The 20,266-nt window shown below is 55.6% G+C and carries 26 protein-coding genes; 8 read left to right on the plus strand and 18 right to left on the minus strand.

Annotated elements, in window-relative coordinates:
* Positions 1 to 36: 36 nt before the first annotated feature.
* A complete protein-coding gene (locus tag ACRBB0_RS01220) occupies positions 37 to 525 on the plus strand; it encodes a peroxiredoxin (protein WP_431372562.1) in 489 nt (162 codons plus the stop codon).
* 2 nt (positions 526 to 527) lie between these two features.
* Here ACRBB0_RS01220 and ACRBB0_RS01225 read toward each other — a convergent pair whose 3' ends face one another.
* From ACRBB0_RS01225 to ACRBB0_RS01255, 7 genes are all read right to left on the minus strand, one after another.
* Positions 528 to 830 carry a 4a-hydroxytetrahydrobiopterin dehydratase gene (locus ACRBB0_RS01225; protein WP_431372563.1) on the minus strand — a complete coding sequence of 101 codons (303 nt, stop codon included), beginning with the start codon at positions 828 to 830 and terminating at the stop codon, positions 528 to 530.
* Positions 827 to 2,014, minus strand: a complete 1,188-nt coding sequence (locus ACRBB0_RS01230) for a GNAT family N-acetyltransferase (RefSeq protein ID WP_431372564.1) — start codon at positions 2,012 to 2,014, stop codon at positions 827 to 829. Before ACRBB0_RS01230 ends, ACRBB0_RS01225 begins: the two co-directional genes overlap by 4 nt.
* Positions 2,015 to 2,044: 30 nt before the next feature.
* Positions 2,045 to 2,797 (minus strand): glycerophosphodiester phosphodiesterase family protein, encoded by a 753-nt coding sequence (locus ACRBB0_RS01235; protein ID WP_431372565.1) that lies wholly within the window; start codon positions 2,795 to 2,797, stop codon positions 2,045 to 2,047.
* A complete protein-coding gene (locus ACRBB0_RS01240; protein ID WP_431372566.1) occupies positions 2,794 to 3,258 on the minus strand; it encodes a RidA family protein in 465 nt (154 codons plus the stop codon). Before ACRBB0_RS01240 ends, ACRBB0_RS01235 begins: the two co-directional genes overlap by 4 nt.
* A gap of 99 nt (positions 3,259 to 3,357) precedes the next feature.
* Positions 3,358 to 3,576, minus strand: coding sequence for a DUF6500 family protein (locus tag ACRBB0_RS01245; protein WP_431372567.1), 219 nt, complete (start codon positions 3,574 to 3,576; stop codon positions 3,358 to 3,360).
* A 3-nt stretch (positions 3,577 to 3,579) separates the two neighbouring features.
* Positions 3,580 to 4,884, minus strand: coding sequence for an HlyD family type I secretion periplasmic adaptor subunit (locus ACRBB0_RS01250; protein WP_431372568.1), 1,305 nt, complete (start codon positions 4,882 to 4,884; stop codon positions 3,580 to 3,582).
* A complete protein-coding gene (locus tag ACRBB0_RS01255; RefSeq protein WP_431372569.1) occupies positions 4,881 to 6,614 on the minus strand; it encodes a type I secretion system permease/ATPase in 1,734 nt (577 codons plus the stop codon). The genes ACRBB0_RS01250 and ACRBB0_RS01255 overlap by 4 nt, the downstream gene beginning before the upstream one ends.
* A gap of 192 nt (positions 6,615 to 6,806) precedes the next feature.
* On the opposite strand from ACRBB0_RS01255, the gene ACRBB0_RS01260 reads away from it, so the two are divergent.
* Positions 6,807 to 7,544 (plus strand): MlaA family lipoprotein, encoded by a 738-nt coding sequence (locus ACRBB0_RS01260; protein WP_431372570.1) that lies wholly within the window; start codon positions 6,807 to 6,809, stop codon positions 7,542 to 7,544.
* A gap of 14 nt (positions 7,545 to 7,558) precedes the next feature.
* On the plus strand, positions 7,559 to 8,143 hold the full coding sequence (locus tag ACRBB0_RS01265) for an MlaC/ttg2D family ABC transporter substrate-binding protein (RefSeq protein WP_431372593.1): 585 nt from the start codon (positions 7,559 to 7,561) through the stop codon (positions 8,141 to 8,143).
* Here ACRBB0_RS01265 and ACRBB0_RS01270 read toward each other — a convergent pair.
* On the minus strand, positions 8,140 to 8,898 hold the full coding sequence (locus ACRBB0_RS01270; protein ID WP_431372571.1) for a lysophospholipid acyltransferase family protein: 759 nt from the start codon (positions 8,896 to 8,898) through the stop codon (positions 8,140 to 8,142). The two genes, ACRBB0_RS01265 and ACRBB0_RS01270, sit on opposite strands and share 4 nt — an antisense overlap.
* A 155-nt stretch (positions 8,899 to 9,053) precedes the next feature.
* A complete protein-coding gene (locus ACRBB0_RS01275) occupies positions 9,054 to 11,228 on the minus strand; it encodes a transglycosylase domain-containing protein (RefSeq protein ID WP_431372572.1) in 2,175 nt (724 codons plus the stop codon).
* Between the two features lie 295 nt (positions 11,229 to 11,523).
* Between ACRBB0_RS01275 and ACRBB0_RS01280 the strand changes: the two genes are divergently transcribed.
* Complete coding sequence (locus tag ACRBB0_RS01280) at positions 11,524 to 11,862, plus strand: P-II family nitrogen regulator (protein ID WP_431372573.1); 339 nt, start codon at positions 11,524 to 11,526, stop codon at positions 11,860 to 11,862.
* 44 nt (positions 11,863 to 11,906) lie between these two features.
* Positions 11,907 to 13,229, plus strand: coding sequence for an ammonium transporter (locus tag ACRBB0_RS01285; RefSeq protein WP_431372574.1), 1,323 nt, complete (start codon positions 11,907 to 11,909; stop codon positions 13,227 to 13,229).
* Positions 13,230 to 13,301: 72 nt separating this feature from the next.
* Here ACRBB0_RS01285 and ACRBB0_RS01290 read toward each other — a convergent pair whose 3' ends face one another.
* Positions 13,302 to 13,622 carry a hypothetical protein gene (locus tag ACRBB0_RS01290; protein WP_431372575.1) on the minus strand — a complete coding sequence of 107 codons (321 nt, stop codon included), beginning with the start codon at positions 13,620 to 13,622 and terminating at the stop codon, positions 13,302 to 13,304.
* A gap of 387 nt (positions 13,623 to 14,009) precedes the next feature.
* On the opposite strand from ACRBB0_RS01290, the gene ACRBB0_RS01295 reads away from it, so the two are divergent.
* Both ACRBB0_RS01295 and ACRBB0_RS01300 read left to right on the plus strand, forming a co-directional pair.
* Positions 14,010 to 14,216, plus strand: coding sequence for a cold-shock protein (locus ACRBB0_RS01295; protein ID WP_431372576.1), 207 nt, complete (start codon positions 14,010 to 14,012; stop codon positions 14,214 to 14,216).
* A gap of 196 nt (positions 14,217 to 14,412) precedes the next feature.
* Positions 14,413 to 14,979 (plus strand): MAPEG family protein, encoded by a 567-nt coding sequence (locus ACRBB0_RS01300; RefSeq protein WP_431372577.1) that lies wholly within the window; start codon positions 14,413 to 14,415, stop codon positions 14,977 to 14,979.
* A gap of 14 nt (positions 14,980 to 14,993) precedes the next feature.
* Here the strand turns inward: ACRBB0_RS01300 and ACRBB0_RS01305 are convergent, their stop codons facing one another.
* From ACRBB0_RS01305 to pgsA, 4 genes are all read right to left on the minus strand, one after another.
* Positions 14,994 to 15,761: a FadR/GntR family transcriptional regulator gene (locus ACRBB0_RS01305; RefSeq protein ID WP_431372578.1), complete on the minus strand. Its 768-nt coding sequence runs from the start codon at positions 15,759 to 15,761 to the stop codon at positions 14,994 to 14,996.
* 62 nt (positions 15,762 to 15,823) lie between these two features.
* On the minus strand, positions 15,824 to 16,264 hold the full coding sequence (locus ACRBB0_RS01310; protein WP_431372579.1) for a molybdenum cofactor biosynthesis protein MoaE: 441 nt from the start codon (positions 16,262 to 16,264) through the stop codon (positions 15,824 to 15,826).
* 3 nt (positions 16,265 to 16,267) lie between these two features.
* The gene (gene moaD / locus ACRBB0_RS01315) at positions 16,268 to 16,513 is read right to left on the minus strand and encodes a molybdopterin converting factor subunit 1 (protein ID WP_431372580.1); all 246 of its coding nucleotides are present in this window, start codon (positions 16,511 to 16,513) and stop codon (positions 16,268 to 16,270) included.
* 1 nt (position 16,514) lies between these two features.
* Positions 16,515 to 17,180: a CDP-diacylglycerol--glycerol-3-phosphate 3-phosphatidyltransferase gene (pgsA, locus tag ACRBB0_RS01320; protein WP_431372581.1), complete on the minus strand. Its 666-nt coding sequence runs from the start codon at positions 17,178 to 17,180 to the stop codon at positions 16,515 to 16,517.
* A gap of 103 nt (positions 17,181 to 17,283) precedes the next feature.
* On the opposite strand from pgsA, the gene ACRBB0_RS01325 reads away from it, so the two are divergent.
* Positions 17,284 to 17,706, plus strand: coding sequence for an META domain-containing protein (locus tag ACRBB0_RS01325; RefSeq protein WP_431372582.1), 423 nt, complete (start codon positions 17,284 to 17,286; stop codon positions 17,704 to 17,706).
* Here the strand turns inward: ACRBB0_RS01325 and recO are convergent.
* Genes recO through era form a run of 4 tightly spaced genes read right to left on the minus strand, consistent with a single transcriptional unit; the run spans position 17,672 to position 20,072 of the window.
* Positions 17,672 to 18,418: a DNA repair protein RecO gene (gene recO / locus ACRBB0_RS01330; RefSeq protein ID WP_431372583.1), complete on the minus strand. Its 747-nt coding sequence runs from the start codon at positions 18,416 to 18,418 to the stop codon at positions 17,672 to 17,674. The genes ACRBB0_RS01325 and recO overlap by 35 nt on opposite strands.
* 45 nt (positions 18,419 to 18,463) lie before the next feature.
* Entirely contained in the window at positions 18,464 to 18,838 is a 375-nt protein-coding gene (locus ACRBB0_RS01335) for a hypothetical protein (RefSeq protein ID WP_431372584.1), read from the minus strand.
* A complete protein-coding gene (locus ACRBB0_RS01340) occupies positions 18,838 to 19,167 on the minus strand; it encodes a DUF1491 family protein (protein ID WP_431372585.1) in 330 nt (109 codons plus the stop codon). The genes ACRBB0_RS01335 and ACRBB0_RS01340 overlap by 1 nt, the downstream gene beginning before the upstream one ends.
* Entirely contained in the window at positions 19,164 to 20,072 is a 909-nt protein-coding gene (gene era / locus ACRBB0_RS01345; protein ID WP_431372594.1) for a GTPase Era, read from the minus strand. The genes ACRBB0_RS01340 and era overlap by 4 nt, the downstream gene beginning before the upstream one ends.
* Positions 20,073 to 20,266: the final 194 nt, after the last annotated feature.

Genomic DNA, 20,266 nt, shown 5'->3' on the forward strand with positions numbered 1-20,266 from the left:
AGCGCAAGGAACGCAATCGCAAGGAACAGGACCAATATGACGATTTCAGTAGGTGACACATTACCCGACGCGCAGCTCAGCCGCTTTGGCGGCGACGGACCCGAGCAATTGGCACTCAGTAGCCTGACAAAGGGGCGCAAAGTGGTGATTTTTGGCCTGCCGGGGGCGTTTTCGCGCACCTGTTCCGCCACGCATCTGCCCAGCTTTATGCGCAGCGCACAGGGTTTTTTTGACAAAGGCGTGGAAGAGATCATCTGCCTGTCGGTCAACGATCCGTTTGTGATGCAGGCGTGGGATGAAGCCAATGGAGCAAAAGAGGCTGGGGTGACATTGCTGGGTGATTCCGCTTGTGAATTCACCAAGGCCATCGGCATGGAGTTCTCTGCACCGGTGGTCGGTTTGTTCGACCGGTCCCAGCGTTACGCGATGTTGGTTGAAGACGGGGTCGTTAAAGTGCTGAGTGCCGAAGACTCGCCCGGTGCGTGTGAGACCACCGTCGGAGAGACATTCTTGGCCGAGATTTAAGCTTAGCTGTGCCCGGAAATGCAATCCAATTTGCGGGCCAGTTTGGCGTCCAGCGCTGATAAACCACCAACATCATGGGTGCTCAGAGTGACATTTACAGTTTTGTAGATGTTGCTCCATTCCGGGTGGTGGTTCCATTTTTCCGCCCACATCGCGGCGCGGGTCATAAACGCAAAGGCCTCTGTGAAGTCTTTGAAAGAAAAGCGTTTGTGGATCGCGTCGCGCCCGTCCACCATGGACCAGCCGGTGTCTAACAGCGGAGCAAGCACAGTTTTGCGCGCTGTATCGGACAGTAATTCGGTCATTCTTGTTCCTCCCGCTCTTCACGCCGAAACGGGCCATAGGAGGTGAGGATCTCGATATCCTCATCCACCGCGGCCCTTTCGGCTTCAAGATAGCGCGCAACAGCTTCTGAAAAGCCGGGATTGGCCAACCAATGCAACGAATGTGTCGCCACTGGTAAATAGCCTCGCGCTAGTTTGTGTTCTCCCTGCGCCCCCGCTTCGACCCGATCAAGGCCCTGCGCGATGGCAAAATCGATGGCCTGATAGTAGCATGCTTCGAAGTGCAAACAGGGATGATCTTCGACGCAGCCCCAATACCGGCCATATAGGGCATCGCGACCGATGAAATTTAAGGCACCGGCAACAGCCTGCCCATCGCGCGAGCACATGACAAGGGCGATATCGTCGCGTAGCACCTCTTGGGCGATGTCAAAAAACACGCGGGTTAAATAGGGCGTGCCCCATTTGCGCGAACCGGTGTCTTGGTAAAACCGCCAGAACGCGTCCCAATGGTGCGGCTGGATTTGATCACCGGTCAGGATGTCGATGTCTCCGCCAAAATTTTGCGCGCGGGCGCGTTCTTTGCGGATGTTTTTACGTTTGCGTGAACTCAGGCTGGCGAGGAAAGCGTCGAAATCGGCGTAGTCGTCGTTGACCCAATGAAATTGCTGACTGGTGCGGCGCAACAGGCCCATTTGTTCGCCCGCGATGGCTTCGTCTTCGGTGCAAAATGTGATGTGCAGCGAAGACAGCTCATTATTGGCGCCAAACTGAACAGCCCCTTGAACAAGGGCCGACATGCCGGCGGCCTCGTAGCCCGGACGGGTAAGAAACCGTCGTCCAGTGGCGGGGGTAAAGGGAACAGCGATTTGAAGCTTGGGGTAGTAATTGCCCCCCGCTTGCTCAAGCGCATGGGCCCAATTGTGGTCAAATATATACTCGCCCTGGCTGTGCCCTTTGGCAAAAAGCGGCGTCACGGCGATGGGCAAACCATTCATTTCAGCGACGAGATAACGCGGATCCCAGCCTGTGCCTTGGCCAACCGAGCCACTATCTTCCAGCGCCTTCAGGAACCGATAGGTGGTAAATGGATCGTGCGGGCGGCCATCTGTGTCTTCGGGGCAGGCGCAGGCATCCCAATCGGTGGCCGCAATTTGATCAAGCGACGTCAAAACGTTGATGGTGATGGTGTCGCCTTGATCCATGCGCTCAATTTGGCATGTTTGTTTTGTGGTTCAAGCGCTGTAGCCCTCAAAGGTGACATTATCAGCCAGTTTTCGCGCCTCTGCCTCTTGTTGCGCCGAGCGGACTGTCCAGCACAGGATCGGAATGCCTTGGGATCGGAGCCGATCCACATGGGTTGATCTGAGATCATCGACATTATGGCTTATGAAACAGGCTCCGACGCGGTCGTAATCCGGTAGCGGGCGCAGCTCTCTGAGGCGATCAGGCTTGATCGTTTGCCAGTCGTCATGAAGAAAGCCGCAGGTTGTCAGCCCGCGCGGGCGATTGGGAATCAGCCGCGCCAATTCGGCAACCATATGCGGGTTAAACGACATCAAAGCGACATCCCCTGAATACCCCTCAAGCGCCCGAGCCGTGGCTGCTTCGAGCGGGCCAACCGCAGGGCCAAGGCCGCCGTCCTGGTCTTTCAACTCGACCAGCAAGGGCACCTGTCCGTCAACGATTTCAAGCACTTCGGAAAGGGTCGGCACGGATTCATTGCCGCCAATCAATTGAATGTCCGCCAGATCCTGAGACGTGCGCAATTGCACGGGGCCCTTGTGACCGGCCAGACGTTGCATATCGTAATCGTGAAAAACCATCGCCTGTTTGTCGCGCGACATTTGCAGGTCGATCTCAATCGGGTAACCGGCGGCAATGGCGGCGCGAATGCCCGCACGTGAGTTTTCAGGCACGCCCTGCGCAACATCGTGCAAACCACGGTGGGCAACAGGGCGGCTTAGAAGGCTGTCAGGCAGTATCATACCAGTTCGAAAATGCCTTCGATTTCAACAGCAACGTTAAACGGCAAAGCCCCGGCAGACACAGCAGACCGCGAATGGCGACCGGCTTCTCCGAGGATTTCAACGAGAATGTCTGACGCGCCGTTGATCACCTTGGGTTGATCGGTGAAATCGCTTGGTGAGTTCACAAACCCGGTCAGTTTGATCACCCGCTTGAGCCGGGTCAGATCGCCATCACAGGCGGCACGCACTTGCGCCAAAAGGCTTAGCGCACAGGCCTGAGCGGCAGCGGCCCCTTGTTCCACGGTCAGATCTGCGCCAATTTTTCCGGTGATGAATCCGTCAGGCCCCATGCTGATTTGGCCGGATACGAACAGCTGATTGCCGGTTTGGACATAGGGCACGTAATTCGCGGCCGGGGCAGGGGCGTCAGGCAGGGTGAGGCCGAGCTCACTCAGGCGCGATTCGATGGCATTGGTCATGATGCGGTTCCTTCCGATTTCAGTGCGACGCTAGTGGCGCAACGCGGAAATGAAAAGGGCCAGAAAACCTGTGCGGAACGGGCCAATGAAGACCTAGTGTCATTGGCCCGACGAAATCATATCGCGTATTTTCACAGCCTTCTCAAAGTGATCCAATTTGTGACGCTTAATCCACCATTCGGCGGCCTCCATCAACAGGTCGGGGTCATCGTTTTTATTGGCGAAAAACGCATAGAAGGACAGGCCGACCCCGTCCCCCTTTTTTGCAATTTTCTCGTCGCAAATGCGCATGGCTTTGTGCCGCAAACTGTCACGCATCGGTTAGCTTTCGCGGAAGGCTTTGGCAAAGTAATCTGAGAAGGGTTTCACCAGATAGGCCAACGGGGTGCGATCTTCGGTTCGGATAAACGCTTCGACCGGCATGCCCGGAATCAGGGTTGATCCTTCGGGGATACGATCAATCTCACCATCATTCAGAACGATCTCGGCACGGTAATATTTGATCCGTGAGGTTTGATCTTCAAACGCATCCGCCGAGATTTGCATCACTTTTCCAAAGAGCTCTGGGGTTTCGCGCTGATCCAGTGACGAAAACCGCAATGACACTTCTTGATTGACGAACAACTGGTCGATGTGGATCGGCTCAACCTGCGCAGCGATGACCAATGGGCGGTCCTGGGGCACAAGAAACAAGACCGGGTCGGCAGGCCGAATAACAGAGCGCGGCGTGAAAACAGTTAGGCCGTAGACCACGCCAGACACCGGTGCCGTGATTTCCAAACGGTTGAGCCGTTCACGCAGGGCCCGGCGTTGTTCAGCCAGTTCGCGCTCGCGAAATTGCAGATCGCGCAGGGTGGTGATCGATTCTTCGCGGCGCTGGGTTTCGAGGCTGAGAACCTGAATGTCGATTTCCGTGATTCGCCCTTCTGCTTGCGCTTTTTGTGCTGTTAACTCACCAACTTGACCGGCGATCCGCGCCTGTTCGCGTTGCAGCGACAGAACGCGGCTGGCCTGGGCCAATCCCTTGTCGAGCAAGCCTTGCTGATCCTTAAGTTCTTGTTCGATCAGGGTAAGCTGTGTGGCAAGAGCCACTTTTTGGGCCTCAATGCCGACGACCTGATCCGCGATCTGGTCTTTGCGCTTGCCCAGCTGTTCGACTTCGCGTGCAGAGGTATCGAGACGCGCTTGAAATAGGTTCAGCTGGCCGTTGACCAAGTCACGGATATCGGGATTGGACTCCGCTTGGGCGAGGAGCTCAGTGTCAAAAACGATATCATCGTTTTTGTCGCGCTCCGCCACCAAACGGGCGCGGCGTGCGCTCAGTTCAAAAAACTGCCCATCGGCAATCGCCAGCTCGGACTTGATCAGGGTTGGGTCAAGGCGAAGCAAGACGTCACCGGTTTCAACGGCATCCCCTTCGTCGACAAGGATTGCTTCGACGATACCACCATCGATATGTTGGACAATTTGCCGGTTTTGATCAACTTCGATAGAGCCGCTCGCGACGATCGCGCCGGAAATATTGGTGGTGGCAGCCCAGGTTCCGAATCCGCCAAGAAGAACGGCCAGCGCGACAAGGCCCACGGCCATGGGGAAGCGCATTGAATAGTTCGCATGATCGCTCATCGGACACCTGCGGGGTTAGGGTTTTTCTGAATTTGCTGGTGGTTCTTGACCATTTGACGGAGCACTTCTTCTTTGGGGCCAAAGGCAACACGCGTACCGTTTTCAATCATCAAGAGAAGATCGCATTCTTTGATAGCCGACGGTCTGTGGGCCATAATCAGGACGGACTTTCCTTGTTCTTTAAATAGTTTGATGGCCTTGTTGATTGCTTCGGATCCTTCGTTATCAAGGTTCGAGTTCGGCTCATCCAGAACAAGCAACACAGGATCCCCATACATCGCACGGGCGAGGCCGATCCGCTGGGTTTGTCCGCCCGACAGGCGCCCCCCAGCCCCGCTAACACGCGTGTCATAACCCTCCGGTAGCTTGAGGATCATCTCATGCGCATCTGCTTTTTTGGCGGCTTCCACGACTTTTTCAGCGTCTGGTTGTGACGACAAGCGCGCAATGTTTTCGGCAATCGTGCCGTCGAACAAAGTGACACGCTGAGGCAGGTATCCGATATGCTTGCCCAGCACATCAGCGCCAAATTGGTCGATCGAGGCCCCATCGAGGCGAATTTTCCCGCCCGCTGGCCGCCAAATACCTGTCAGAGCCCGCGCGAGCGTGGACTTACCGGACCCCGACGGGCCAATCACCCCAATCGCTTGGCCGGGGTCGAGGTTGAAAGACACCAGCCGCAGCGAAGCTTGCTGTTCGCCCGGAGGCACGACGGTGAGTTGTTGAACGTCAAGTTTGGCGCGGGGTCGCGGCAATTCTGTGCGCGCCGGTTCAGGGGGGATTTCGCTAAGCAGTTGCGACAGGTTTTCCCAGCCCTTGCGAGCCCGTTCAACAGACGGCCATTGGCCGATGGCAAGCTCAATCGGGGCCAAGGCGCGGCCCATTAAGATTGACCCGGCGATCATCGCACCGGGTGTCAATTCGCCCAAAAGAACCAAATAGGCACCAAGCCCAAGCATGGCCGATTGCAAAAGCAGGCGGAAAGACTTGGTCAGGGTGGTGAAGAAACCGGTCAGGTCAGAACTGCCGATTTGGCCGGACAGCGCTTGACCGCGTGCGCCCATCCAGCGGGTAAAGGCATCGCGGCGCATGCCAAGGGCCTGCACCATTTCGGCTTCGGATTGGATTTGCTCGGCCGAGCGCTCTGCGGTCATCACGGCGATATTGGATTTGAGCGTGGGGGTGCGAGTGACGATTTGGTTGATGACCGTGACCATGATCAAAAAACCACCGCCCGCCAGAGCCAGATAGCCAAGCCAAGGGTGGAAAACCATAATCCCGAGAATGAAGAAAGGGGTCATTGGGATGTCAAACAGCGCCAACAACACCGGCGAGGCCATGAGCCGTTGAATCGATTCTAAATCGCGCAAGCCAGTTTGGGACAGAGAATCAGGTTTGATTGCGGCGCGGCGTACAACTGCATCAAAGACCCGGAGATCCAATGCGGATTGGAAACGGGCCGCAACCCGCCCCATGACCCGGCCTCGAACAAAATCCAGGATGCCCATCATGCCGTACAGAAACACCACCAAGACCGATAATGCGATCAATGTTGCTTCGGAACGTGAACCAAGAACCCGGTCATACACCTGCATCATGTACATCGGGCCGGTGAGCATCAGAATGTTGACGCACAGACTGAAAATACCAACGAACCAATAATATGGTCTGCTTTGGCGGCGGGCGGCCAGTAATTCATCGCGGCCCGGCTTTGTTTGTTTGGCGTTCATATGTTAAAACTACTTTGTTTATTCATGCGTTGCCCATCTGGCATTGAGCGGCATCCTAAGCGGCATGTCGCCAATGTGCCACATGACAGTTGAAACAGGGTGGCTGCATTGGGTCTTATGACAAAACTTACTAAGTAGCCTTTTATGGAAGCTTGCATGCTTCCCCAAGATTTTTGAAGGGATCTGACGCGGATGGGTACGATACGTGCGTCTTTAGCCACTCTTGCCTTGGTATTGGCAACTGCTTGTAGCAACACTGTGCCTTCGGGGGAGGTCTATGACCCCTATGAAGCGCAAAATCGCAAAATGCATGCGTTCAACGCCAAGTTTGATAGCTCGACTGTGCGGGGGGCTGGAAACGGCTATACCAAGGTTGTCCCGGAACCCGTTCAGGACAACATTGCAAATTTCGCTGATACAGTGTCGATCCCGCAAACCGTCGTGAACCAAGTCCTTCAGGGGCGTTTGGGGCGCGCGACCAAGAATACTCTTCGGTTTGGGATCAATGCGACCTTAGGCATTGCCGGGCTGGCCGATGTGGCGTCGGATCTCGGGCTGGAGCAAGACGAATCGGATTTCGGCGAAACGCTCGCGGTATGGGGCATGCCAGAAGGGGCCTATATGGTTTTACCCTTCGTTGGCCCGTCTACCGATCGAGATACGGCCGGAATGCTGGTTGATATGTTCACTAACCCGCTCGACTACGTTGTGCCGGCACCCGAGAAATATCTGGGGACCGCCGCCAAAATTGCTGAGGAAATTGGGGATCGTGGTCGCTATTCGGATACTTACGATTCTGTGATCCATGACAGCGCCGACTCCTATTCTCAGATAAAGCTCATATATCTGCAAAACCGGCGTTACGAATTGGGGGAAGCCCCACCTGAGGATGATATTGATCCACATGCGCTGGATACAGAAGGATTTTGACAATGATGCATGTTATGACCCGTCGGTCTTTTGTCGCTGGAAGCGCAGCTGTCGCCACATTTCCGGTGCAGGCCTTTGCTCTGAATGAGGCTCAGGCTGGTTCGCTCGTCAATGGGTTGGTCGGGGCGATCAACAAGGTCATTGATTCTGGCAAATCCGAAAGCGCGATGATCCGGGATTTTGAGAAGATCTTTAAAAAATACGCAGACCTGCCCTATGTGGCGGCATATGCCATGGGCGCAGATGGTCGCCGTGCCAGCAGCGCGCAGAAGAAGGCATTTACCAATGTCTTTACCGGCTACATTTCGCGCAAATATGGGCGTCGGTTCCGCGAATTTATTGGTGGGCGCTTGGAAATGTCCAAGGTGCGCAAGGTCAAAAACTATTACGAGGTCACGACCATCGCCTATCTGCGCGGTGAATCCCCGTTCGATGTGTCGTTCCATGTGTCAGACCGGTCTGGCAAGGATCTGTTTTTCAACATGTTCATCGAAGGTGTGAACCTGTTGTTGACGGAACGGGCTGAGATTGGTGCGATGCTGGACAAGCGTCGTGGTGACATTGATGCGATGATCAAAGATCTCAAAAAGGCCGGTTAAGCGGCTTTGTCCTCAAAGGATGTCGCCTCACCTGAGGCGGAGTCATAGACTTTCGCCATAGCCGCGCGAAGGTGGGCGACTTCTGCATCGGTCTCCGCAGCTGGATCGGGCGTGATTTGATCCAGGACCTCGATGCGAATGGTTCCGGCGCGGGGCCAGAACACGCCGTGCGGCAAGAGTTTGTCAGCCCCGATAATCACAAACGGGCGCACCGAACGCCCGGTCGCTTGGGCGATCAAGACAGCGCCGGCTTTGAACGGTGGCAGGCCGGGTGTCCGCGCCCGTGTCCCTTCAACAAACAAAATAGGAGAGCGCCGTCGCGGCATGTCACGCACGGCATCGGTCAGCGATTCCAGTGCATGTTTGCCTTTGTCGCGGTCAATTTCCAGAAGACCGGCCCCCTGAAATCCACGTTTCAGCAAGGCGGCTCGGCACAGTTCCTTCTTGGCTCCAAAGGTCACCCATTTTTCGTCAGGGATGACATGAAGCATGCAAAACCCATCAAGATGGCTGCGATGGTTGACGGCGATCACGCTGTTTTCATCGCTGGCCAAGGCTTGGATCGCCGCGTCGCTGATGTCGACTTTGACGTCCAGAAACCACAAAAGCCAGGAACAGCTGCGTGACACAGTGCGCCAAAACCAGCCGCGAAATCCGGGGCGTTTGCTACAAAGTGCAGGGACAAAGGCGACAAAGAGAAAGATCAGCGGTCCAACAATGATCAGAGCAATACGTTTCAATAGACGCAGGATCATAGTGGGCCTCTTGGCATTATACTGGTGTCGCAGTTGAAACCGACTGAGTGGTCCAGCATCTATGAGCCATCATGCCGGATCAAAGGCAAGCCTGAACATGTCAGGCTTGCGGAGCATTGGCTAAGGGTGGCATCTGGGCCGCATCTCTCCCGTGATCAGTTGCCGCCAAGAATATCACGCAAGACCTGATTGAGGATCGAATCGCGCACCTTTTTGCCAGAGCGGTCATTGCTTGGGCGGGTGTCAGCCTGAGGGGCTGGCTTGGGCGCAGGCGCGGGCGGTGTTGGTGCGATTGAAGGCAATGGGGTGACCGGCAGTCCCTCGTGCACACGCTCCATAACCTCATGCCAGATTTCCGCCGGAAGCCCGCCGCCTGTCACACCTGACAGGGGGGTGTTGTCGTCATACCCCATCCAAACCCCGGCGACGTAGTCAGCTGTAAAGCCCACAAACCACGCATCGCGGGCCTCTTGGCTGGTGCCGGTTTTGCCTGCTGCCGGACGGTTGTTCAGACGGGCGCGCCCTCCGGTGCCTTCCGTGACGACTTTTTCCATCATCCAGATCAATTCACCAGCGGCGCGGGGTTGAATGACCCGCTCACCAATGCCGCCACCGGCCCCCATCAGCGGGGTGTCATCGCCGCGCAAACGCAGTTCGGTCAAACCATATGGCGTCACCGAGGAACCGCCATTCAGGATGCCGGCATAAGCACCGGTCATCTCAAGCAGGGTGGCTTCAGAGGTGCCAAGTGCCATCGCCGGGGTGTCTTGCAAATCGCGGTGGATGCCAAAGTCGCGGGCAACCTGCATGACCAGGCCACGGCCGACAGATTCGGAAATCTTGACGGCCGGGATATTGAGCGACTGTTTGAGCGCATCCGTGAGCGTAACCCGGCCCTTGAATTTCTTGGTGTAATTGTTGGGGCACCATTCGCCGGAACCGGGAATGTTCATGCAAAAGCGTTCATCCAAAACTGTATCGAGGGGGCCATAGCCCAGCTCAAGCGCGGTGGCATAGATGAACGGCTTGAAGGCCGAGCCGGTTTGGCGGACCGCTTGGCTGGCTCGGTTGAACAGGCCCGATGCATCGGTTTTGCGTCCGCCAATCATCGCGCGCACCGCGCCATCTGCGGACATGACCACCACAGCAACCTCGGCCTTGGATCCTTTGCGGACCTTTTCGCTAAAGACCTGGTTCACCGCAGCCGCCGTTGCGGCCTGTAGGCGTGGATCAAGTGTTGTACGGATCAAAACATCTTCGGTTGTATCGCGGGTAAAGAATTCAGGGCCCGACCGCATAACCCAATCGGCGAAATACCCGCCTGCTGACCTGTTCGCCTCGGCGGCGAGGGTGGCGGGATTGTTCTGGAAGTGCCGGGTTTCTTCGTCAGACAGCAGACCTTGATCATTCATCAGGCGTAAAACGGTTGCGGCGCGGTCTTGGCTCCGTTTGAGGTTGGCCGTTGGTGCCATCCGTGTCGGAGCCGTCAAAAGCCCAGCAATCATGGCTGACTCTGCGGGGGTCAGGACGGCCGCGGTTTTGTTGAAATAGCGTTTGGCCGCCGCCTCGGCCCCATAGGCCCCGCCGCCCATATAGGCGCGGTTCATATAGATCGAGAGGATTTCGTTCTTGGTGTATTTACTCTCCATCGCCATGGCATAGATCGCTTCTTTGATCTTGCGGCTCATGGAGCCTCGTCGACAGTCCGCGACATATTCGGCTTCGTTTTCCCATTCGGACGGGTCAAACACGACGCCCAGACACAGCAACTTGGCGGTTTGTTGGGTCAGGGTTGAGCCACCATGACCAGATAGCGGGCCACGCCCTTCGCTCAGGTTGATCCTGACAGCACTGGCAACACCGCGTGGGCTTATGCCGAAGTGGCTATAGAAACGTTTGTCTTCGGTGGCGACAATGGCATTGCGCAGATGAGGCGAGACTGTTTCAGCATTAACGGCCCCACCATATTGATCGCCGCGACGGGCATAGACCGCACCATCGCGATCAAGCAACGTCACCGATCCGCGGGCGCGCCCATCGACCAGGCTCGAAACATCGGGCAAGCCGGAGCGGACGTAAAACACCGCGCTGGCGATGATCATAGCCATGACCAATGACGTAAAGACAGTGGTGCGCCAGATCAGCCGCCAGATCAGGCGAAAAATGCCAAGGAAGAAGGCGACAATAGGATTGCGCTTGCTGGTTGCCTTGCGTTTTGCCGGCTTGCGGCGCGGTGCAGCTTTCTTTGGCGCGGGTTTCTTCTTGGTCGTGTTGCGCGAATACCGCTTATCGGCCACGAGCCTTCCCGGCTTACGTCCTGAACTACTCATACTTCTTGCCCGCCTGATTATCGCCCAACAGGGCTGGTCGCGTTTTGCTTTTGCACGATTCTACTTGGTTATTTCCGGAATGTTGACCACCTCAAACGGTCACATACACTTTTTGTTGAGCTTAAAAATTAGGCATTAACCACTTGATGCGCAAAAAATGTGCGCTACTGCCGGGTTTTTGCCCGTTTTTGTGGCTCAAAGCTTCAAAACACGCCGCCTAGAGGCTCTTTCTGCATTTGCGAAATACGTAAGGGGCGCCGGGACGCGGCCCCGGTGAGACGAAAGGGACCAAACGGTGAAACTGATCATAGCAACGATCAAGCCATTCAAACTCGAAGAGGTGCGCGAAGCGCTGACCGCTATCGGGGTGCGCGGCATGATGGTTACGGAAATCAAGGGCTTCGGCTCTCAGTCCGGCCATACCGAAATCTATCGCGGCGCAGAATACGCTGTGAACTTTGTACCAAAGATCAAGCTGGAGATCGTCGTTTCGGCGGCGATGGCCGATCAAGTGGTCGATACAATCAAGACAACTGCGCAGACAGGCAAGATCGGTGACGGCAAGATCTTTGTTCTCGATGTGGCGCAGGCCGTACGTGTGCGTACCGGCGAAACGGATGCGGACGCGCTGTAACGCGCTTTTCCAGTTAATCTCCTGACATTCAAGGGACGAAAAGAATGACAAACTTTAAGACACTCGCCGCGGCGGCTGTTCTGCTGGCACTGCCAAGCCTCGGCTTGGCTCAAGAAGCAGACGTGACGCCCCCCAACTCCGAAGTTGGCTTTATCTTCACCACCTTCATGTTCCTCGTCGCCGGTTTCCTGGTGTTCTGGATGGCCGCTGGTTTCGCAATGCTCGAAGCTGGTCTGGTGCGCTCCAAGAACGTGACCATGCAGCTGACCAAAAACATCGCTCTGTTTTCGCTTGCTGCGATCGCCTATTACGTTATCGGCTACAACCTGATGTACCCAGGTGACGGTTGGACAGTTGATGGCATCATCGGTGCCTTCTCCATGGCCGCCCTTGAGCCAGTTGGCCTTGAAGGTGCTGAGCCTGACCTGACATATGCGTCGGTTGGTTCGGATTTCTTCTTCCAGCTGATGTTCTGCGCGACCACTGCGTCGATCGTTTCGGGCACATTGGCTGAGCGCATCAAACTCTGGCCCTTCCTTGCCTTTGTTGTTGTTCTGACCGCCTTTATCTACCCAATCCAAGCGTCTTGGAAATGGGGCGGTGGTTTCCTTGATGCTGGTGGTTTCCAGGATTTCGCGGGCTCGACTGTTGTGCACTCGGTTGGTGGCTGGGCTGCTTTGGCTGGCGCACTTATCCTTGGCCCACGTATCGGCAAATACAAAGAAGGTCGTACCATTCCATTCATGGGTTCGAACCTGCCGCTGGCAACTCTGGGTACGTTCATCCTGTGGCTCGGTTGGTTTGGTTTCAACGGCGGTTCGCAGCTGTACATGGACACAGCCGGCAACGTTGCTGACATCTCGCGCATCTTCTCCAACACCAACACAGCGGCCGCTGGTGGCTCTATCGCAGCCCTCCTGCTGACCCAAGCGCTGTACAAAAAGGTCGACCTGACCATGGTTCTGAACGGTGCACTTGCGGGTCTCGTGGCCATCACCGCTGAGCCTCTGACACCAACATTGGGTCAGGCCACTCTGATCGGTGCCGTTGGCGGTGTGATCGTGGTCTTCGCGGTTCCAATGCTCGACAAGCTGAAGATTGACGACGTTGTCGGTGCGATCCCAGTTCACTTGATCGCAGGCATCTGGGGCACCATCGCGGTTGTGTTCACCAATGACGCAGCTTCGCTTGGTCAACAGCTCTACTCCATCGTGGTTGTCGGTGCCTTCACCTTCGTCGTGAGCTTCGTAATCTGGTTCCTTCTCAAGATGACTGTTGGCATCCGGGTTGGTGAAGAAGAAGAGATCACAGGTCTCGACATGGCCGAGCTGGGCATGGAAGCCTACCCAGAATTCTCTAAGAGCTAATCTTGGACACTTGAAAATTCAGAAAGGCCCGAGCGGAAACGTTCGGGCCTTTTTGCTTTGGTAGCAATGCGTTTATTCGATTTTGGCGCAAGCCATGCCCAAATCAAAGTTTTGGACAGATCCGCCCCGCGTCTTGTGCAATTTGCGCGCTGCGGATGTGTCGCCTCCTGCGTCGAAATAGGCCTGAAGCGCCAGAAGAGCGACATCATCGGGGTGCTTCTTTAAGCTGTCCGTGAACCAGTCGCTCACTGTCCCTTTGGCGTGGAATTCCTCGACGTAGGAGGACAGCCATTTGTAGCCGTCCGGGGCGTTTGCCGGGCAGGTCGCTGCGGAAGCGGAGGAGCAAAGCAGAATGAAAAGGGCCGTGGAGGTGGCACAAAGCGTATGATTCATGAAAATATCCAAGACTGTTGTAAGTACGAGCCCGCGTTTCTGCATGTCGACACAGTCCGTTGTCAAATTCGCACCGTTCAGAATGGGCTGGATTAGGGAATCGGGGCAGATTGGACGGCGTGGTTTGCCAGGTTCTGGGCGAAACCTGTCTCTCACGGTCACGAGCTTGGCGAAAATGCGCGCATATGTGGGTCAATCCGAGCTGCAAACGCCACGAAATGTGCCTGTTGGCCAAAAAGGTCTTCCCTTTTGAGGGCCTAGCATTTATTTCGCGGGTGCGACGTTACTTCTTTCGGCTTCTTTGCTCTTGTGGCTCAGTTCTCGATTAATGACTGACATTGCCGCGCTGCCAAGTTTCTTGGGCAGATAATACTTAGGAGAAGAAAAATGGCTAATGGCACCGTAAAATGGTTCAACACAACTAAAGGCTTCGGCTTCATCGCACCAGAAGGCGGCGGCAAAGACGTGTTTGTACACATCTCTGCAGTTGAACGCGCTGGTCTGACTGGCCTGTCCGACAACCAGAAAGTGACTTTCGACATCGAGCCCGGCCGTGACGGCCGTGAGAGCGCGTCGAACATCGCACTGGCATAAGCCGACGGCCCTATCGGGCATCTGGCTAAGACATTTGAAAGGGCTCATCATGACGATGGGCCCTTTTTGTATATGTAATGAGATGTCTGGGTCTTGTATGGGCCAAGGTCCAAGCGGTCGGTGGCGAGTGCGATACTGGAAAGCTGGGCGGGCGATGCTTAGCTATTGCCAAACGAAGTAACGAGTTAGGCCGTTCATGCAGGATCTTGATGCCCGCAAAAAGAAGTTTCGCACCATTATAATTGTGTATCCATTCGCCCTTATCGGGATCGCGGCGATCATCAATACAATCGCGTTTGGCGTGACCCCGATATCACCGGCGCTACCGTCCGAATCTGTTGTAACGGCGGCGATCATCAGCGCTGTGATATTGCTGGCGACGCATAGCTGGCTCATGACGCGCACGGAACTGACACGGTTGCGCTATGACCTTTATAGCACACCCGAGGAATGGGCCGCGCGTGGACGCGACCCGAAAAAGGCATCGCAGTTCGGGTTGTCCGAACTCGCGCGTCACCACAATGCGCATCGCAATATGACTGAGAACACGGTTCATTTTGCTGTTCTGGCTGGTTTGTTGTCGATTGTATCGCCTAGCCAATGGGCTGCAGAACTTTGGTTTCTTGGATTTGCACTTGGGCGGTTGGCCCATGGGTTTTGCTTTGTGACTGGAAACGACGGTGCGCGCGGAATCGCGATGAGCGTCAGCCTCATGTCTCTATATGGAATGGCGACATATCTGTTGTTGGCACTATTCGCATAGCGACCTGTTTCACGCTAACGGTTGTGTTCACGTTCCAAACGCTGTCTGGCAATTGTTTCGTTTTGCTCGGTCTTGCGGTCTGAATAAAGCGACTCTTCGACAAAGGTCAGGTGGTCTTCGATGGCTTTGCGCGCGGCGGCTGGCTCGCGTGCTTGTAGCGCATCGTTGATCCGCTTGTGTTGGTTGAGCAATTGATCGCGTGTGGTGCGTTGCCGGAACATGATTGTGCGATTGTAAAAGACGCCTTCCCGCAGCAATTGATACATCGACCGCATCATATGCAGCATGATCACGTTATGGCTCGCTTCGATGATGGCGAGGTGGAAATCCGCGTCCAAATGGGCTTCTTCGGCGGGGTTTCGTTTTGAATGGACTGTGCACATTCTGTCATAGATTTTTTGGATGACTGCCAGATCGGTGTTGCTACCGTGTTTGGCGGCGCGCTCAGCCGCCAGACCTTCCATGTCGCGGCGAAAAGATAGGTAGTCAAACACTGCTTCGTCATGATTGGCAAAGAGCTGGGTCAGGGCTTCGGAAAAGGCCGAACCCAGAAATTCGGTCACAAAAATACCCGCCCCGGCGCGGGTTTCGACCAAGCCGCGATCTTGCAGGGTGGCGACAGCTTCCCGCAGCGACGGGCGCGACACCCCCAAGCGGTCTGACAGCTCACGTTCTGACGGAAGTCGTTCGCCGGGGCGTAAAATACCGCGGAGAATCAGCAATTCGATTTGGTCGATCACTGCGGAGGAGAGTTTTTCGGGTTTGACCGGGGTAAAGGGCATCACGAACCTGCTTTAAATTGGTCAGGTTAGATTACCAACAGCGCGGTTGGCATGCAAAGGAATTACCAGCGATCTAGCGCTGCTTCGTCTTCATCTTTGGCGGCAACCCAACCGGCGTCGGCGCTTGTGTGTTCTTTCTTCCAGAATGGCGCGCGGGATTTGAGGTAATCCATCAGGTATTCGGCAGCCTCAAAGGCATCCTTGCGATGGCGCGCAGCGGTCGCGACCATCATGATCTTCTCACCCGGCCCCATGCGACCGTAGCGATGAATCACCAAGGCATCACCCAGTGACCATCGTTCAACAGCTTCGGCAGCGATCTTTTCCAACGCTTTTTCAGTCATGCCGGGGTAGTGTTCGATCTCCATGACATCAAGACCGCCAGCAATGTCGCGCACGATCCCGGCAAATGTGACAATGGCCCCCATATCATGACGACCATCGGCAAAAACCTCGGCCTCGTGGCCGTAATCAAAGGCCGCTTCCTGGACGGTAACGCGCATGGGTCAGCCTCCGGTCATGGGCGGGAAAAACGCCACTTCACGGACACCGTCCAAGGGAGCATCAAATTCAGTGAGCTCTTGATCCAAAGCGACACGCAACGCTGATAGATCGGAAAATGCCGCTTCGTAGCGGTCTTCGCGTTCGCGCAATTCGGCGATCAAATCGTTGACCGTGACCGCCGAGGTTTCGATCTTTTCTTTAGGAACACCAATGCGTTCGCGCACCCAAGCGAAATACAAAACGTCCATCTCAGCTATCCTCTTTGAGCAACGGCATGGCCTTTCGGAAGTAATCTGCACCGGTGATCAAGGTCAAAGCCGCAGCAATCCAAAGGAGGGCCAGGCCAATGTTACCGGACCAGATCATACCGATATATTTCCATTGCAGTCCAAGCACGTCTTCCTCGGTGCCGTCCAATATGGACTGGAATATCGTCTGATCCATCCCAATGGCAGACATACCAAGGTAGTGCTCAAAAACGCCTTGGGCAAAGAGCACGGCAATGGCGACCATCTGTGCGGTGGTTTTCCACTTGGCCAGTTGAGTGACCTTAAGGGTTCCAGCCACATCGCCCAGAAATTCGCGCAGGCCAGATACAAAGACTTCGCGAAACAAGATCACCGTCGCGGGTAGCACCAGCCAGGGTGACATTGACGAATAGCCAACGATGACCATCAGGGCGATGACCACCATGGCCTTGTCAGCGATTGGATCGAGCATCGCTCCAAGTTTGGTTTCTTGTTTCCAGGTCCGGGCAAGATGGCCGTCAAACCAATCGGTGATGGCTGCCGTTATGAACAGCAACAGCGCCGCCCAATCGGCAACAGGCCGAGAGAAATAAAGGAACATCAGCGCAAGGGCTGGGGCGGCGATCAGGCGCAAGGCCGTGAGTATATTTGGGAATGTCCAGGTCATTACGCCCTTCCTATCGTGGATTGCGCGGCTGTGAAAGGTCGCATGGTCGGCTTGTACAAAGGGTCGCGTAGATACATCTATGTTGAAAGCTGCGAGGTTAAAGATGCGAACACTTGGATTGGGAATGGTTTTAGCTCTGGCGACCTTTGTGTCTGCCTGTGCTGAAGGTGACGAGGGCGTGCGCGCTTATGGGGCGGGTGATCTGACTTGGGTTTTGACAAGTCTCGACGGTAACGAGGTTGCGTCACGCGCGACAATTGCGTTTCCCGAACTAGGTCGGGCGGTGGGGCAGGCTCCTTGCAACCGATGGAGCGCCGAGCAGAGCGCGCCTTATCCGTGGTTTAAACTGGGGCCCATTGCATCAACGCGCATGGCGTGCCCAGACATGCAGGCTGAGCAGCGGTTTTTTGATGCTTTGGCAGATATGACGATTTCCGAAGTGTCGGGGTCTGTTTTGGTGCTGAGCAATGACTCGGGCCGTGAAATGACCTTTAGGACTGAACCAGACGGGTCATCCGATCCATAAAGGCCTCTCTGGCGCTGGCAATGGATGTTGCGCGTTTGGAGATGTCATGCAGGCTTGCTCCGAGGTGGTTCTCGACAAAATGGCCGGTGGTTTGCAATGCGGTCAGGATTTCAAGGTCGTCGCGCGGGCTTTCGCCTAGCATCACAGGTGGGAGGGGCAGCAATCTGTCAGCCCACTCACCGGCACCAGAGGCAGTCACGGCTCTCCCGGTGCGGGGGGAGATATAGGCGAGATGGTCGTTTGCCCCGGTGACGGCACAGGCGTTGAGATCAAGGCCAAACCCCATTTCCCGCAGCAATTCCATTTCCCATTGCAAATAGGCAAGCGGCCAAACATCAGTTTGCCCCAGTAGATCAAGCAGGGCTTCGGTCTTCTCGTAAAACGCGGGGTAGGGCGCGCGTTCAGGCAGGCAAAGGGCCAACAAAGACACCACTGTGTTCAGCCCGCTCAGGGATAGGCGATCTGCCATAGCTGTGGCAGCACGCGAGCGTTGGGGTTCGATGGTGAACGTACCAAGTTGATCTTCAAGCCGTGCGCGCCAACTCAGATCCAGCTGACCACCGGGTTGAAGATGCGGGGTGTGTCTTCGGGATACACCACCGCGCAGCATTCCCGAATGGCGCCCGTGGTTCGGGGTAAACACATCAAGAATCAGCGAGGTTTCGCCATGTTTCCGTGTGCTGAGTACAATGCCGGTATCGCGCCATTCCATCGTTATACCGTGACGCCTGTTGTGACTGGATACAAGGGGGCGGTGCTAGCTGTTGCGCCAGATGGTCCGGGACAAAACCGTGAGTGCAAGTCCCTGCGCCAAAGCGCCAAGCATCAGCGCCTCGACCGGAATGGCGTATCCTTGATATATCCCACCAGCCATGGCGACCAAGATAACGAAGGTAAAGGTCAAAGTTTGTAGAGCCCGTGCTACAGAGGCCGGTGCCTCAAGGAGCCGCATAACAAGCATGGTCAAGAGCGTCGCTACAGTTGGGACAAAACACAGAATCATCACGTTTTGTAAAAGACGAGATTCGGGCAGGGCATAGGTGGCCAAGGCGGCTCCGGCATATAAGCTGATGACCGCAGCGAATAGACCTCCACTTACAAAAGACAGGCGCGGGTTAAGCAACAAATACATCACGCCAGCCCCTCCTGATCCAGCAAATGCCGACCCGAACGGTCTTCCACTTCAATCACCCACAGATCTGGGTCAAAGCCGCGTTGTTTGGCGATGCTGTCGTCGACGCCGGCTTCTGTGCCAGAGGCCAGTTCCGCCCAAACCCGTTCGCCGCTCATCAGATCAAAGCTGCGGGTAAAGGCGCGGGCTTGACCATCCAAAGTGTTCAGTTTGACCAAAACCGACCCGGCGGTGTCGTCCCCATGGGACACAACAAACGCCGGGATGTCTTGAAAACGCAGTCGCGCCAGATAGGCATCGACCCAAAACCGGGCCGTCAGCCGTGTCATTTATTGCCGTCTTTGAAGTTGAGACCCATTTCAGAATAGCGTTCAGCTTCGTCCAGCCATTTTTCACGCACCTTGACCTGCAAGAAAAGATGAATGCGGCGCCCGAGAAACTCTTCTAGCTCCTCACGGGCTGCTTTGGAGATCGCCTTGATCGACTCGCCCTTGTTGCCAAGAATGATGCCCTTGTGCCCGTCCCGTGCCACGTAAACCACTTGATCGACGCGCGCGGATCCATCTTTGCGCTCTTCCCAGTTTTCGGTTTCTACGGTCAATTGATACGGCAATTCCTGGTGCAGGCGCAGTGTCAGCTTTTCGCGCGTCATCTCGGCGGCGATCATGCGCATGGGCAGATCGGCGATCTGATCTTCCGGGTAAAGCCATGGCCCCTTGGGCAGTTCACCAGCAAGCCATTCACGCAGCGCAACGACTCCATGCCCCTTCTCTGCCGAAATCATAAAGGTCTCAGCGAAATCGTAGCGGTCATTGAGATCCTTGGAGAGAGCCAAAAGCACTTCGGCCTTAACGCGATCAATCTTGTTGATTGCGAGGGCAATTTTGCGCCCTTTGCCAATATCGGCGAGCCCTTCAAGGATATTCTTAACCCCTTCGGTCACGCCGCGATGCGCTTCGATCAGTAGGACCACAACATCCGCGTCCGCTGCACCACCCCAAGCCGCAGCCACCATGGCACGGTCCAAACGGCGCTTGGGTTGAAACAGGCCGGGCGTGTCGACAAAGACAATTTGGCTGTCACCCTCAATGGCGACACCTCGGATACGCGCACGGGTGGTTTGCACCTTATGTGTAACGATCGAGACCTTGGCCCCCACCATACGATTGGTCAGGGTGGACTTGCCCGCATTGGGCTCTCCGATCAGGGCAACGAATCCGGCACGCGTGGTCATGGCTTGTGGGTACTCCGTAAAAGCAGACGCTGTGGGATAACGCATGCGCGGGTGTTTGCAAAGGTGGCTCGGGATTCGAGGCTGTCAGATACATATATAGTGTATCGAGGCTGATTCTTGAGGCTACGAATGCGGTTTATTGAGACGGGGCGCATGAGTTTGATTGGGAGTTGTCCCCAGCGATTCCTGAATTT

This window comes from Pelagimonas sp., assembly GCF_050633425.1.
Classification (GTDB): domain Bacteria; phylum Pseudomonadota; class Alphaproteobacteria; order Rhodobacterales; family Rhodobacteraceae; genus Pelagimonas.